Origin of the sequence: Shumkonia mesophila, from assembly GCF_026163695.1 — a bacterium.
Taxonomy (GTDB): domain Bacteria; phylum Pseudomonadota; class Alphaproteobacteria; order Rhodospirillales; family Shumkoniaceae; genus Shumkonia; species Shumkonia mesophila.
On record NZ_JAOTID010000006.1, the window covers coordinates 56,312 to 69,832 of the forward strand.

Annotated in this window: 13 protein-coding genes; 7 read left to right on the forward strand and 6 right to left on the reverse strand. The window is 67.9% G+C overall.

Features of this window, described 5'->3' with window-relative positions; translation table 11 throughout:
- The first annotated feature begins 64 nt into the window (after positions 1-64).
- Positions 65-1,075: an NAD(P)-dependent oxidoreductase gene (locus tag ODR01_RS11660; protein WP_316977831.1), complete on the forward strand. Its 1,011-nt coding sequence runs from the start codon at positions 65-67 to the stop codon at positions 1,073-1,075.
- Positions 1,076-1,097: 22 nt separating this feature from the next.
- Positions 1,098-1,931, forward strand: coding sequence for an amidohydrolase family protein (locus ODR01_RS11665; RefSeq protein ID WP_316977832.1), 834 nt, complete (start codon positions 1,098-1,100; stop codon positions 1,929-1,931).
- A gap of 12 nt (positions 1,932-1,943) precedes the next feature.
- Here ODR01_RS11665 and ilvD read toward each other — a convergent pair whose 3' ends face one another.
- Positions 1,944-3,617, reverse strand: coding sequence for a dihydroxy-acid dehydratase (gene ilvD / locus ODR01_RS11670; RefSeq protein ID WP_316977833.1), 1,674 nt, complete (start codon positions 3,615-3,617; stop codon positions 1,944-1,946).
- 144 nt (positions 3,618-3,761) lie between these two features.
- Between ilvD and ODR01_RS11675 the strand changes: the two genes are divergently transcribed.
- Positions 3,762-4,421 (forward strand): transposase, encoded by a 660-nt coding sequence (locus ODR01_RS11675; protein ID WP_316977834.1) that lies wholly within the window; start codon positions 3,762-3,764, stop codon positions 4,419-4,421.
- A 93-nt stretch (positions 4,422-4,514) separates the two neighbouring features.
- On the opposite strand, the gene ODR01_RS11680 is transcribed toward ODR01_RS11675, so the two are convergent.
- From ODR01_RS11680 to ODR01_RS11700, 5 genes are all read right to left on the reverse strand, one after another.
- Positions 4,515-5,471 (reverse strand): acetyl-CoA carboxylase carboxyltransferase subunit alpha, encoded by a 957-nt coding sequence (locus tag ODR01_RS11680; RefSeq protein ID WP_316977835.1) that lies wholly within the window; start codon positions 5,469-5,471, stop codon positions 4,515-4,517.
- 126 nt (positions 5,472-5,597) lie between these two features.
- Positions 5,598-6,578: an HpcH/HpaI aldolase/citrate lyase family protein gene (locus ODR01_RS11685; RefSeq protein ID WP_316977836.1), complete on the reverse strand. Its 981-nt coding sequence runs from the start codon at positions 6,576-6,578 to the stop codon at positions 5,598-5,600.
- A gap of 172 nt (positions 6,579-6,750) precedes the next feature.
- Positions 6,751-7,716, reverse strand: a complete 966-nt coding sequence (xerD, locus tag ODR01_RS11690) for a site-specific tyrosine recombinase XerD (RefSeq protein ID WP_316977837.1) — start codon at positions 7,714-7,716, stop codon at positions 6,751-6,753.
- Entirely contained in the window at positions 7,713-9,518 is a 1,806-nt protein-coding gene (locus ODR01_RS11695) for a hypothetical protein (RefSeq protein WP_316977838.1), read from the reverse strand. Before ODR01_RS11695 ends, xerD begins: the two co-directional genes overlap by 4 nt.
- A gap of 4 nt (positions 9,519-9,522) precedes the next feature.
- Complete coding sequence (locus ODR01_RS11700) at positions 9,523-9,663, reverse strand: hypothetical protein (RefSeq protein ID WP_316977839.1); 141 nt, start codon at positions 9,661-9,663, stop codon at positions 9,523-9,525.
- 239 nt (positions 9,664-9,902) lie between these two features.
- Here ODR01_RS11700 and ODR01_RS11705 point away from each other — a divergent pair, with 239 nt between their 5' ends.
- The 4 genes from ODR01_RS11705 to ODR01_RS11720 all read left to right on the forward strand — a co-directional run bounded on the left by ODR01_RS11705 (position 9,903) and on the right by ODR01_RS11720 (position 13,521).
- Positions 9,903-10,469 (forward strand): shikimate kinase, encoded by a 567-nt coding sequence (locus ODR01_RS11705; protein WP_316977840.1) that lies wholly within the window; start codon positions 9,903-9,905, stop codon positions 10,467-10,469.
- Entirely contained in the window at positions 10,466-11,611 is a 1,146-nt protein-coding gene (gene aroB, locus ODR01_RS11710) for a 3-dehydroquinate synthase (protein WP_316977841.1), read from the forward strand. The genes ODR01_RS11705 and aroB overlap by 4 nt, the downstream gene beginning before the upstream one ends.
- Positions 11,612-11,669: 58 nt before the next feature.
- Entirely contained in the window at positions 11,670-12,965 is a 1,296-nt protein-coding gene (locus ODR01_RS11715; protein ID WP_316977842.1) for an HlyC/CorC family transporter, read from the forward strand.
- A gap of 112 nt (positions 12,966-13,077) precedes the next feature.
- A complete protein-coding gene (locus ODR01_RS11720; RefSeq protein ID WP_316977843.1) occupies positions 13,078-13,521 on the forward strand; it encodes a CBS domain-containing protein in 444 nt (147 codons plus the stop codon).

Sequence of the window (13,521 nt, forward strand, 5' to 3'; positions counted from 1 at the left end):
TCCGCCTTGACCCTGCCGCCAACGGGTGGCACTTTCCCGCAGCCGTTGAAGGGAGGCCCAAGGCATGGATGGCGCGCTCAGGATTTTTCTCGCCCACAACCCCGAGGATCGCGAGGTCTACTACGGCCGCGCGCTGGCGCATCTCAAGGCGCTGGGCGAGGTCCGCTTCAACCCGCTGGACCGCGACCTGACGACGGCCGAGTTCGTCGAGGCGGCCAAGGGCTGCCAGATCATCGTCTCGCACCGCTCGCCGCCGGCCGAGGCCGCCCTTTTCGACGGCCTGCCGGAGCTGATGGCCTATTTCCGCTGCGCGCTCGACGTGCGCACCGTCGACATCGCGGCGGCGTCGCGCAACGGCGTGCTGGTCGCCAACGCCGGGATTTCCTTCATCGACGCCACCGCCGAGATGGCGCTGGCCCTGATGCTGGCGGTCTGCCGCGACGTCGTGGAATCCACCGTGGAATACCGGGCCGGACGCGTGCCGCCTTCCAACATGGGCCTGCAACTGGCCGGCAGCACGGCGGGCGTCATCGGCTTCGGCGCCGTCGGCAGCCGGCTCGCCGAGATCCTGGTGTCGCTGGGCATGAAGGTGCTGGTCAGCGACCCCTTCAAGACGATCGACCGCCCCGGCATGATCCAGGTGGATTTGGACACCCTGCTTCGCGAATCCGACTTCGTGCTGCCGCTGGCCATCGCCAACGAGACGACCGAGAACCTGATCGGGGCGCGCGAAATCGCCCTGATGAAGAAGGGCGTGGTCTTCGTCAACGTGTCGCGCGGCAACCTGATCGACGAAGCGGCGCTGGAAGCCGCCTACCGTTCCGGCCACATCGCCAAGCTGGCGCTTGACGTCGGTCGGGCCGCCGACCAGCGCCCCTCGCCGCAGTTGGCCAGCCTGCCCGGCGTCGCCGCGACGCCGCACCTGGGCGGCCTGACGCCGGCCAACGCCGATGCCCAGGCGATGAGCAGCGTCGAGCAGACCAGGGCGGTTCTGGCGGGGCGCATGCCGGAACGCGCGCTCAATGCCGATTGCGCCGTTCGACTTAAGGAATTTTGGAAAAACCGGCGCCCCTGACCTTCAAGAAGGAGAAAAAACCATGGCCGCGTCCGACTTCGCCCGTCCCAGGTTCGCCGCCCCGGCGGGGGCCTGCGACACCCACATGCACTTCTATAGCCCCAAGTTCCCCATGGTGCCGGGAAAGACCGCGCCCGCCAACGCCTGGGTCGAGGATTACCGCGAGGTGCAGAAGGTCCTGGGGCTGACGCGCGTCGTCGCCATCCAGCCGACCGCCTATGGGCGCGACAATTCCTGCCAGCTCGCCGCCATGGCCGCCTTCGGCGCCAACGCGCGGGGCGTCATGGTGGTCGACGAGACGACGCCGGAGAGCGAGCTCGACCGCCTGAACGGGTTGGGCGTGCGCGGCGCCCGCTTCCACATGCTGCCGGGCGGCGCCGTGCCGTGGCAGATCATCGAGGAGGTGGCGGCCCGCGTGCACGCCTTCGGCTGGCACATCCAGCTTCAACTCAACGGCCGCGAACTGCCCGAGCGCGAGGCCCTGCTGAAGCGCCTGCCGGGCACCCTGGTGGTCGACCACGTCGGCCGCTTCACGCCGCCGGTGACGGTCGACGATCCGGCCTTCAAGGTGCTGCTGCGCCTGCTGGAGGGCGGCCGCTGCTGGGTCAAGCTGTCGGCCCCCTATGAATCGTCCGCCACCGGCGCCCCGGCCTTCGAGGACGTGCGGCCCGAGGCCCGGCACCTGGCCAAGGCCTACCCGCAGCGCATGCTGTGGGCCAGCAACTGGCCGCACCCCGGCCAGGCAAACCCGCTCGCCCATGCCGCCACCATGGACCTGCTGGCCGAGTGGGTCGACGACGAGAAGACCCGCCAGCGCATCCTGGTCGACAATCCGGCCGAACTATACGGGTTCTAGGGCAAGAAGCTTCTAGTCGGTGACGGCTCCTTCGCTGGCCGACCGCGCCAGCCGGGCGAACTTTGCCAGCACGCCGCGGCTGTAGCGTGGCGGCGGCTGGCGCCAGGCTTGCCGACGCCTCGCCAGTTCGTCACCGCCGACATCGAGTTGCAGCAGTTGCTTGTGCGCGTCGATGGTGATCGGGTCGCCTTCCTGAACAAGGGCGATCGATCCTCCGTCATACGCTTCCGGCGCGACATGGCCGACGACCATGCCCCAGGTGCCGCCGGAGAAGCGCCCGTCCGTGACGAGGCCGACGCTTTCGCCCAGGCCGCGGCCGACCAGGGCGGAGGTGGGGGCCAGCATCTCGGGCATGCCGGGACCGCCCCGCGGGCCGAGATAGCGCAGCACCAGGATGTCGCCCGGCTTGATTTGATCCGAGAGGATGGCCTCCATCGCCGAGGACTCGTCTTCGAACACCCGGGCCGGCCCCTGCATGACCGGGTTCTTCAAACCGCTGATCTTGGCGACCGCCCCATCTGGCGCAAGGTTGCCCCTGAGAACGGCCAAGTGCCCTTCCGCATAGAGGGCGTCGTCGAGCCGACGGACGACCGATTGCCCGACTGGCGGGGCGTCGGGAACCAACGCCAGTTCTTCGCCCAGCGTGCGCCCGGTGATGGTCAGGCAATTGCCGTCGATCAGGCCGGCGTTCAGCAGAAGTCTCAGCACCTGCGGGATGCCGCCCACCTGGTGCAGATCGGTCGCCATGTAACGGCCGGAAGGTTTCAGGTCGCAGATCACCGGCACCCGGCGGCGGACGCGCTCGAAATCGTCGAGCGTCCATTCCACCTCGGCGGCATGCGCGATCGCCAGGTAGTGAAGAACGCCATTGGTGGAGCCGCCGATCGCCATCATCAAGGCCACGGCGTTCTCAATGGCTTGGCGGGTGATGATGTCCCGCGGTTTGATGCCGTGCCTGACCGCCTCGACCAGAACACGCGCCGAGGCCGCCGCGCTTTGCGCCTTTTCGGCTTCGGGATTGGCCATGGTCGAGGATCCGAGCAGCGACAGGCCCAGCGCCTCGAACGATGCGCTCATGGTGTTGGCGGTATACATCCCGCCGCACGAGCCGGTGGAAGGACAGGCGTGGCGCTCGATCCCCTCGAAATCGGCCTCGCTCATGCGTCCTGCCCGATAGGCACCAACAGCCTCGAAGGCGGAAACGATGGAAAGGTCGTTTTCCTTCCAGCGGCCCGGCTTGATGGTGCCGCCATAGACGAAGATGCCGGGCACGTTGGCCCGCGCGATGGCCATCATGCCGCCCGGCATGTTCTTGTCGCAGCCGCCGATCACCAGGATGCCGTCCATCCATTGGCCATGCACGCAGGTTTCGATGCAGTCGGCGATCACCTCGCGCGAAACCAGCGAATACTTCATGCCTTCGGTGCCCATCGACATGCCATCGGAGATGGTCGGCGTGCCGAAGGTCTGCGGGTTGGCGCCGGCCGCCGCAATCGCCGCCACGGCGGCATCGGCCAAAGGCTGAAGCCCGGAGTTGCAGGGTGTGATCGTGGAATGGCCGTTGGCAATGCCGATCATCGGCTTGTCGAAGTCGGCCTTCTCGTAGCCCATGGCATAGTACATCGCCCGGTTGGGCGAGCGTTCGACCCCCTGGGTGATGTGTTTCGATCGTTCGTTGAACGGCATGAGATCCCCTTCCCTGTGGCAGACTGAACCAACAGATGGGGATACCCCGACTTCCGTGCACGCCGTTTGGGACCGGTGGATGATGCTATTTCGGTGACAGTGCACTTAATTGACTGCGGCACCGGCGCCGATTAGCCTCAAGGCATGGCCCGCCTCGCCCGCCTCGTCGTTCCCGGCCTACCGCACCACGTGACGCAGCGCGGCAATGGCCGGGCGCGCACCTTCTTTTCTGACGCCGACTACCGGCTTTATCGCGATCTGCTGGCGGAGTCCTGCGCCGCCGCCGGGGTCGAGGTGTGGGCCTGGGTCTTGATGCCCAACCACGTGCACCTGATCCTGGTGCCGGCCGACGAGGACGGGCTTCGCCGCGCCCTGGCGACGGTGCATCGCCGCTACGCCGGGCACGTTCATGCCCGCCTCAAGTCGACCGGCCACTTCTGGCAGGGGCGGTTCGGCGCCGTGGCCATGGACGAGGAGCACTTGGCGGCGGCGCTGCGCTATGTCGCCTTCAATCCGGTGCGGGCCTGCCTCGCCCCGCGCCCGCAGGACTGGCCGTGGTCGAGCGTGCACGCACATTTGGCCGGGCGCTCGGACGGCCTGACCACCGTGGCGCCGGTGCTCGAACGCTTCCCCGATTTCAAGACCTTCATCGGCCGCGACGCCGACGCCGAGGCGACCGAGCGGTTGCGCCGGGCCGAAAGCATCGGCCGGCCGCTGGGTGATGAGCGCTTTCTCGCCGACCTGGAGGCCCGCACCGGCCGCGCGCTGAAACCGGCCAAGCGCGGTCCACGCCTATTTCGGTGACAGTGCACTTAATTCGCGGCAACGATTGTGATCACCTGGAATGGGTGGTGCCGTCGAATTAAGTGCACTGTCAACGAAATTATGTCACCGAAATTAGTTCAGGCCGAGTTTGCCCATGTCGAGGAACTTCTGGCGGCGCTTGGCCTTGATGGCGCCGCGTTCCATGCCGGCGAAGGACTCGAGCGCGCCCTCCAGGGCCTTGCCGACGTTCTCGATGGTTTCCGCCGCTCCGCGATGCGCCCCGCCCATCGGTTCGGGGATGATGTCGTCGATCACGGCCAGGCGCTTCAAGTCCTGGGCGGTCAATTTCAGCGCGTCGGCGGCTTCCGCCGCCTGCTCGTTGTTGCGCCACAGGATGGAGGCGCAGCCCTCGGGCGAGATCACCGAATAGACAGCGTGCTCCAGCATCAGCACGGCGTTGGCGGCGGCCAGCGCCACGGCGCCGCCGGACCCCCCCTCGCCGACGACGACGCTGACCAGCGGCACGTGCAGCGACAGGCAGGTCTCGATGCTTCTGGCGATGGCCTCGGCTTGGCCGCGCTCCTCGGCGTCGATGCCGGGAAAGGCGCCGGGGGTGTCGATCAGCGTGACGACCGGCAGGGCGAAGCGCTCGGCCATCTTCATCAGACGCTGCGCCTTGCGGTAGCCCTCGGGGCGCGCCATGCCGAAGTTGTGCTTCATGCGCCCCTCGGTCTCGCGGCCCTTCTGGGTGCCGATCACCATCACCGAGTGACCGCGGAAACGGCCGAGGCCGCCGACGATGGCGGTGTCCTCGGCGAACAGCCGATCGCCGGCCAGCGGCGTGAAATCGGCGACCAGGGCGCCGATGTAGTCGGCCGTGTTGGGACGATCCGGGTGGCGCGCCACCTGGGTCTTCTGCCAGGGCGTCAGCTTGGCGTAGATCTGCGACAGCAGCTTGTCGACCTTGCCCTGAAGCTTGCCCACCTCGTCGGCGATATTGAGCTCGCCGTCACCCGTCAGGTGGCGCAATTCCTCGATCTTGCCTTCGAGTTCGGCAATGGGCTTTTCGAAATCCAGGTAGTTGTGCATGGCGCTTTCCTACCACGGCATCCCCGGAGGAACGAAGCCAATTCTGCCATTCGCCGTTGGGCGGGTCCCCCAAAAAAGCATCCGGCGGCGCCCAAGGACGCCGCCGGACATTCCGTCGTGCAGAGATTACTTGTGGCCGGAAACCTGTTCGGCCTTCTGCACCAGGTTCTGGGCCTGCTTGATCGAGGCGATGTCGATCAGGCGGCCGTCGAGCGACACCGCGCCCTTGCCTTCCTTGGCGGCCTGTTCCATGGCCGCCAGGATGCGCTTGGCCTGGCTGACTTCCTTTTCCGACGGGCTGAACAGCTCGTTGGCGATGTCGATCTGGCTCGGATGGATCGCCCACTTGCCCTCGCAGCCGAGGACCGAGGCGCGATTGGCCTGGGCCTTGTAGCCGTCGGGGTCGGAGAAATCGCCGAAGGGGCCGTCGATCGGGCGCAAGCCGTTGGCGCGCGCGGCAACCACCATGCGGGCGATGGCATAGTGCCACATGTCGCCCCAATGGATCTCGCGGCCGCCCTTGTCGTCGGGATCGGTCAGCACATGGTAGGCCGGGTTCGGGCCGCCGATCTTGGTGGTCCGGGCCTTGGTCGAGGCGGCGTAGTCGGCAACGCCGAAGTGCAGCGATTCGTTGCGCTTGCTGGCCGCCGCGATCTCGTTGACGTTGGCCATGCCGAGCGCGGTCTCGATGATCAGCTCGAAGCCGATGCGCTTGGTGAGCTTCATCGCCATTTCGCACTGGGTGACCAGCATGTCGACGGCATAGACGTCGGCCGCGGTGCCGACCTTGGGGATCATGAACAGGTCGGCCTTGCCGGGCGCCTGCTCCATGATGTCGACGACATCGCGGTACATGAAGTGGGTATCGAGGCCGTTGATGCGCACCGAAATGGTCTTGCCACTCCAGTCCAGATCGTTCAAGGCGGCGATCACGTTCTTGCGGGCCTGCACCTTATCGTCCGGCGCCACCGCGTCCTCGAGGTCGAGGAACACCACGTCGGCCTTGCTCGATGCGGCCTTTTCGATGAATTTCGGGTTGGACCCGGGCACCGCGAATTCGGTACGGTTCAGACGCGGCGTGCACTGTTCGACAATTTTAAAGCTCATGATTTCTCCTCCCGGAAGAAACGTCAGGGAAAGTCTGGATCAAACGCGAGCAGATTGTGATGTTTTCCGTCTTGCGGGCGCCCTCTACTCGCGTGAGGGGCCTTTATAACGTCTACCCCCGCCCCTCACTAGGCGTTATTTCGCATGCTGGAACGCCCCCCCGAAACCGCCGTCAGCGGGCCGAGGCCAGGGGATGGGCCTGGCGAACCAAGGCCTTCATCCGCTCCTCCAGCACATGGGTATAGATCTGGGTGGTCGCAATGTCGGCATGCCCCAACATCTGCTGCAGCGAGCGCAGGTCCGCCCCATGCGCCAGCAGGTGGCTGGCGAACGAATGGCGAAGGACGTGGGGCGAAACGCGTCGGCCGTCGAGCCCGGCCTCGGCGGCCAGTTCCTTAAGGATCTGGGCGAAGCGCATGCGCGTCAGGTAGCCGGCCCGCGCGCGCGACGGGAACAGCCAGCGCGAGACGGCGGCCCGCGCCCTGCCCTTTGCGATGAAGGCGCCACGCACCGCCTTGTAGGCGTCGATGGCCGCCATCGCCGGGTCGCTGAGGGGCACCATCCGCTCCTTGCCGCCCTTGCCCCGCACGATCAGGACCCGCCCGTCGCGGGACACCGCCGACAACGGCAGCCCGACCAGTTCGGAGACCCTGAGGCCGGTCGCGTAGAGCACCTCCAGCAGGGCGGCGCGGCGCAGTCCCTCGGCATCCTCGCGCCGGTGCGCGGCCACGAGCAGGCTGTCGACCTCGGCTTCGCTCAGATATTTCGGCAGCGGCCGGCCCAGGCGCGGTCCGTCGATGGTGGCCGAGGGATCGTCGCTCCGCTCGCCGTTGCCGTAGAGAAAGCGGAAGAATTGGCGCAGGGCCGACAACCGGCGGGCGCCGGTGCGGGCCGACAGGCCGGCCGCCGCCAGCCCGGCCAGGTAGCGGCGCACATCGGCGGCGTCGGCATCCTCGGGCAGGCGTCGGCGGCCGGCAAGAAAGCCCGCGAAGTCGGTAAGGTCGCGGCGATACGAATCCAGCGTGTTGGGCGAGGCGCCGCGTTCCGCCACCATCATTTCCAGGAACGCCTCGACCCGCCGCGAGCCGGGCGCCTCGGCCGGCCGGGGCGGCCGTCCCACCCGGGCCGGCGCCTTCATAGGCCGGCGGCCAGGGCCGCTTCGACGGCGAGCGCCCGGGCGTCGGCTTCGAGGTTGACGGCGCGAAGCCGGCTCAGGACGTCGCGCAGCGCCATCGGGTCGACCGCCGCCGGCCCCTCGTCGCCCAGCGTCACCAGGGACAGCAGGACGGTTTCGCCGATCCGTCCCGCCGCCGCCGCGCCGCGCAGGCGGAACCACAGGGGCGGCTCGGGAACCGGCGCCATGAGCCGGTCCGGTTCGTCCAACAACTCCGCAGACAGGTCGTCGGGCAGCGGTTCGCCGAAGGCGTCGAACAGGCTCAGCAGAAGGCCGGCCTTGCTGCGTCCGTTTTCGGTCTTCCTGGCGTCGGTCCACCAGGCCGAAAGCTCCTCGGGCTTCCAATCCGCCGCCTCGGCCGAGCCGGCCAGCCGAAGGATCGGCCGCAGCGCCGTCACCGCCGCGGCGGATTCGGGATTGAACAGCGCGCTGGCGCGCAGAACGCCGAACCACGATTTGGCCATCTCGACCTCGCCGCCCAGGAGAAAGGCGCGGACGGCTTCGGGCGCAAACCAGATCAGCTCGGCCGACGGCGGAATGCGCTTGAGGATGGGCATGAACGCGCGCGCCGCCGACGCCTGGCGATCGCCCTTGCGGGCCAGCTGGAATGCCCGGCCGATCGCCTCGGCCTGGGCGATCGGAACGGTCTGGAGCTGCGCCGCCCGATAAAGCAGGGCGCGGCTGAGGGGGCCGCTTCCGGCTTCCGCCCGCGACAGCGGATTGGCCAGCGCCTCGTCGGGAAAATCGACGGCCATGTAAAGCTGGCGCAGCGTCTCGGCCGGCAGGCCGCCCGCCGCCTCGGCCCGCTCGGCGGCGTCCAGGCGGACTTCGACCGGCCCGTTCGGGCTGGTCGCCACCACCCGGAGAACGCCCGGCTGGTTCAGCGCCACGACGTCGGCCGGCAGTTGCACGCCGGCCGCCCTGGCCATCGCTAGGATCAGCGGCGTCGGCGCCGGCATCTTGTCCAGAACCCGGGCCGGCTTCTCGACGCGGCCGCCCTTGCCGGCACCGGCGATCAGGGCGTCGACCAAGGCAAAGAACGGCGGATCGTCGACCTTCGCCTCGCGCAGCAGGGAAACGCCGAGAGAGGCCTGGGCGTGTTGGCCGGCCAGGATCTGGCAGAAGATCAGGGCCTTCTGCCAGTAGTCGGTGTCGGTGTCGCGAATGCGGGTGGCGACAAGGGCGCAGGCCCTGGCATTGTCGTTGGCCAGAAAGCGCGCATTGGCCTCGATCCGCGCCAGGGCGGGATCTTCGGTTCGGTTGGGGGTCACCGCCAGCAGGGCGTCGACCGCCTCGAAGGCGCCCATGCGCAGAAGCAGGTCGGCGCGCGTCGCCAGGAGGCTGCCCTTCTTGCCGCCTTCGACCGGCGGCGGCACCGCCGCCGACAGCAGAAGACGCCGCGCCAGGCTTTGCATCGCCGCCGAATCGACGGCGACGGGCAGGTACGGCAGCAGGCGCTCGAGCAGCGCGCGCGGCGTGCCGCGCCACATCGCCTCGCCGAAGCCGCCCTCGGCCAACGACAGCGTGCCCACCGAATCGGCGTCGATGGCCTGCAGGGGTTGAACCTGAACCCCGCCGGAAGACAGCGGTTCGGCGGGCGTTCCCGCGGGGGTCGGCGCGGGCGCCTCGACGCGCGGCAGCGGCGCCAGCATCAGCGGCCGGCCGCCCCGGTCGGGGGGTTGGGCCGGGGCCTGCGCCCATGCGCCCGACGGCAAGGCCGTCAACGCGAAGGCCGCGAGCAGAAGCCGGGGAAGGGTCCTGGTCATCGGATCAACGGGGGAACCGGTCGTTCGGAATGACCTTCTCGACCACGGCCGTGGGCGCCGGAATGTCCCAGGTCGCCAGGAAGACGGCGCCGCCCACCACCAGGACGGCAACCACCAGGACGACCAACCGCGAGAAATGCTTCATTCCGTTACTCCCGTTCGTTTGACGCCGGCCCGCGCGGAGGTTTTCTCTATCGGCTTCGACGACGCCACGCTATGACATCGGCCAGATTTGTGTTTATGCTAGGCATTAACTATGGCGAATATTCGGCAGTGTATCGGGTCCATCCCCCGCTTTCAACGACGGGGCGTGGCGAGCGGTGGACGCATGGCGGACAGGCATCATCGGCACGCGGCAAGCGGTCCCGGAGCCCTTCTCCGGCAATGACCTCCGCCCTCGCACTTCCCGGTAACCGGCACGTCGTCCTGATCGGCCTGATGGGCGCGGGCAAGACCAGCATCGGGCGCATTCTCGCCAAACGGCTGAAGGCGACGTTCACCGACGCCGACACCGAAATCGAGAAGGCGGCCGGCCTGACCATCGCCGAAATCTTCAGGATGCACGGGGAACAGGCGTTCCGCGACGGCGAGCGGCGGATCATCGCCCGCCTGCTGGACGCCCCACCCGGCGTGCTGGCGACCGGCGGCGGCGCCTTCATGGACGCCGGCACCCGGGCCCTGATCCGCGAACGCGGCACCTCGATCTGGCTCCGGGCCGACGTCGAAACCCTCTACCGGCGGACACGCCAGCGGACCGGCCGGCCGCTGCTCAACAACGAGGACCCGATGGGCACGCTCGAGCGCCTGGCCCAGATGCGCTATCCCATCTACGCCGAGGCGGATATAACCATCGACACCGGCGCCGAGAAGCCGCGCCAAACGGCGGACCGCATCATCGAGGAACTGACAGCCATGACCAAACAGTTGGGCGCCACGAGGGCAACGGCATGACGAGCGCAAACGGGACCGCCCCGTCCGTCGCCTCCACCCTCGGCGTCGAGCTTGGTTCGCGCGCCTATTCGATCGTCGTCGGCGACGGGCTTCTCAAGGAAGCCGGCCGGCGCATGGCCGAGGTCATCAGCCGGCGGCGGGTGGTGATCGTCACCGACGCCACCGTCGCGCCGCTTTACCTGGAAACCCTGGAAGCCTCGCTCGCCGCGGCCGACATCGAACATTTCAGCGTCGTGCTGCCGGCCGGCGAGGCGAGCAAGAGTTTCGATCATCTGCGCGACCTGACCGACCGGCTGCTCGACGAGCGCATCGAGCGCACCACGGCCGTCGTCGCCCTGGGTGGCGGCGTCATCGGCGACCTGGCGGGCTTTGCCGCCAGCATCGTGCTGCGCGGCGTCGACGTGGTGCAGGTCCCGACCACGCTCCTGGCCCAGGTCGACAGTTCGGTCGGCGGCAAGACCGGCATCAACACCCGGCACGGCAAGAACCTGATCGGCACCTTCCATCAGCCGATCCTGGTCCTGGCCGACGTCGGCACGCTGGCCACCCTGCCGCCCCGCCAACTGCTGGCCGGCTACGCCGAGACCGTGAAGTACGGCCTGATCGAGGACGCGCCCTTCTTCGAATGGCTGGAACAGCACGGCGACGCCTTCTGCCGGGGCGACAAGGCCATCCAGACCGAGGCGGTGGTCCGCGCCTGCACCGCCAAGGCCGCCGTCGTCGCCGAGGACGAACGGGAATCCGGCCGCCGGGCCCTGCTCAATTTCGGCCACACCTTCGGCCACGCGCTGGAAGCCGAGTGCGGCTATGGCGAGCGCCTGCTGCATGGCGAGGCCGTCGCCCTGGGCATGGTGATGGCGACCGCCCTTTCGGTCCGCATGGGGCTTTGCCCCGCCGCCGACTTGGAACGGACCCGCCGGCACCTGAAGGCGCGCGGCCTGCGCGTGGGGGTGGGCGAGATCGCCGAACCGTCGTGGACGGCGGAGCGCCTTCTTTCCCACATGATGTCGGACAAGAAGGTCCGCGACAGGTTGCCCACGTTCGTGTTGACCCAGGGCATCGGCAAGGCCTTCACCACCCAGGAGGTCGACCCCGGCCTGCTCAGAGACGTCGTCGACGTGGCGTTGAGCGACCGACCATAACCCTAGTTGGAGCGCCGGCCGAGCCAACTGCCCCCCGTTTGCCGGTGGAACGAGCCCCATGATCGAATACATCGCCGCGATCGTCGTCCTGATGGTTCTCTCGGCTTTCTTCTCGGGAGCGGAAACCGCGCTGACCGCCGTTTCGCGGGCCCTGGTCCATCAGATGGAGCAATCGGGCAGCCGCAGCGCCGCCATCGTCAGCCATCTGCAGGCGCACAAGCCGCGACTGATCAGCGCCCTGCTGCTCGGCAACAACCTGGTGAACATCCTGGCCTCGGCCCTGGCGACACGCCTGCTGCTGGGCATGTTCGGCGAGGCCGGCGTGGCCTACGCCACCATCGCCATGACCTTGCTCATCCTGCTGTTCGCGGAGATCCTGCCCAAGACCTACGCCATCCGCAACGCCGGTCCGGTGGCGTTGGCGCTGGCGCCCATCATCAACGTCCTCGTCACGATCCTGAACCCGGCGACCCGCCTGCTGCTGTGGATCGTGCGGGGCATCTTCAAGATGTTCGGCAGCGACATCCAGGGCGGCGAGGCCATGGGCGCCGGCGACGAGGAACTGCGCGGCGCCATCGAACTGCACAGCGGCAACGAGGCGGCGATCCGCCACGAACGCGCCATGCTGCGCAGCGTGCTCGACCTGACCGACGTCCAGGTGGGCGAGATCATGGTGCATCGCCGCAACCTGGTGACCATCGACGCCGACCTGCCGGCCGCGGAGATCGTCTCGCAGGTGCTGGCCAGTTCCTACACCCGGCTGCCGTTGTGGCGGGAAACCCCGGACAACATCGTCGGCATCCTGCACACCAAGGCACTCTTTCGCGCCGTCGAGGCGGGAAGCGGCGCCATGGAAAAACTGGACGTCGTCGCCCTGGCGGCCAAACCCTGGTTCATTCCCGAATACACGCCGCTGCTGGACCAGTTGCTGGCCTTCCGCGAACGGCGGGAACATTTCGCCCTGGTGGTCGACGAGTACGGCAGCCTGATGGGCATCGTCACCCTGGAGGATATCCTCGAGGAAATCGTCGGCGACATCTCCGACGAGCACGACGTGACGGTCAGCGGCGTGCGCCCGCAGGGCGACGGCAGCTATATCGTGGACGGCGATGCGACCATCCGCGACCTCAACCGCGAGTTCGAGTGGACGCTGCCCGACGAGGAGGCCTCCACCATCGCCGGACTGGTGCTCCACGAGACGCGGCGCATCCCCGACATCGGCCAGACCTTCCTGTTCAACGGCTTCCGTTTCGAGATCCTGCGCCGACAGCGCCATCAGATCACCTCGGTCCGCATCACGCCGCCCGGCGACGGCGCCGAACGCGCCCCCGGAGGCCGGGACACCGCCCCGTAGCTCCGGCCCCGGCACCGTGTCATTGAAGTCGTCCCGCGACGCCCCCACATGATTCCGATAGGCATTCGTAAGCCGTGGGGAGGTACCGTCGACACGAACGGGGGCTACGATCATGCGGAGAATCATCCCTGACGTCGTCAAAGACCAAAGCATCCACACGTTGCCGCTCGACGGCACCGCGCTGGAGGCCGCCAGAATGATGGCGAATCGCGATATCGGGGCAATCTTGATACTGGAAAAGAACGGACTGCTGGCCGGCATCCTGACGGAACGCGACATCACCCGACGGATCGTCGCCAATGGCCTCGATCCGAAGAAGACGACCGTCGCCGACATCATGACGCGCAATCCGGACACCCTCTCTCCCGACGATTCCGAAATGGAAGCGTTGGAAATCATGCGGGTGCGCCGCTATCGCCACCTGCCCGTCACCGTCGATGGCAAGGCGGTCGCCATGGTATCCGTGCGCGATCTCTACGAGGTGATGAAGGACGAACTGGAGGAGAGCATCCGGGAAACCGAGGCTTTCGTCTTCGGCGACCGCTACGGCGCCTGA

Bases quoted from the DNA above. Each gene is read 5' to 3' on its own strand.
- ODR01_RS11665 (WP_316977832.1), top strand. From the start codon at position 1,098: ATGGCCGCGTCCGACTTCGCCCGTCCCAGGTTCGCCGCCCCGGCGGGG.
- ODR01_RS11675 (WP_316977834.1), top strand. From the start codon at position 3,762: ATGGCCCGCCTCGCCCGCCTCGTCGTTCCCGGCCTACCGCACCACGTG.
- ODR01_RS11660 (WP_316977831.1), top strand. From the start codon at position 65: ATGGATGGCGCGCTCAGGATTTTTCTCGCCCACAACCCCGAGGATCGC.
- ODR01_RS11695 (WP_316977838.1), bottom strand. From the start codon at position 9,518: ATGACCAGGACCCTTCCCCGGCTTCTGCTCGCGGCCTTCGCGTTGACG.
- aroB (WP_316977841.1), top strand. From the start codon at position 10,466: ATGACGAGCGCAAACGGGACCGCCCCGTCCGTCGCCTCCACCCTCGGC.
- xerD (WP_316977837.1), bottom strand. From the start codon at position 7,716: ATGAAGGCGCCGGCCCGGGTGGGACGGCCGCCCCGGCCGGCCGAGGCG.
- ilvD (WP_316977833.1), bottom strand. From the start codon at position 3,617: ATGCCGTTCAACGAACGATCGAAACACATCACCCAGGGGGTCGAACGC.
- ODR01_RS11705 (WP_316977840.1), top strand. From the start codon at position 9,903: ATGACCTCCGCCCTCGCACTTCCCGGTAACCGGCACGTCGTCCTGATC.
- ODR01_RS11715 (WP_316977842.1), top strand. From the start codon at position 11,670: ATGATCGAATACATCGCCGCGATCGTCGTCCTGATGGTTCTCTCGGCT.
- ODR01_RS11685 (WP_316977836.1), bottom strand. From the start codon at position 6,578: ATGAGCTTTAAAATTGTCGAACAGTGCACGCCGCGTCTGAACCGTACC.
- ODR01_RS11680 (WP_316977835.1), bottom strand. From the start codon at position 5,471: ATGCACAACTACCTGGATTTCGAAAAGCCCATTGCCGAACTCGAAGGC.
- ODR01_RS11700 (WP_316977839.1), bottom strand. From the start codon at position 9,663: ATGAAGCATTTCTCGCGGTTGGTCGTCCTGGTGGTTGCCGTCCTGGTG.
- ODR01_RS11720 (WP_316977843.1), top strand. From the start codon at position 13,078: ATGCGGAGAATCATCCCTGACGTCGTCAAAGACCAAAGCATCCACACG.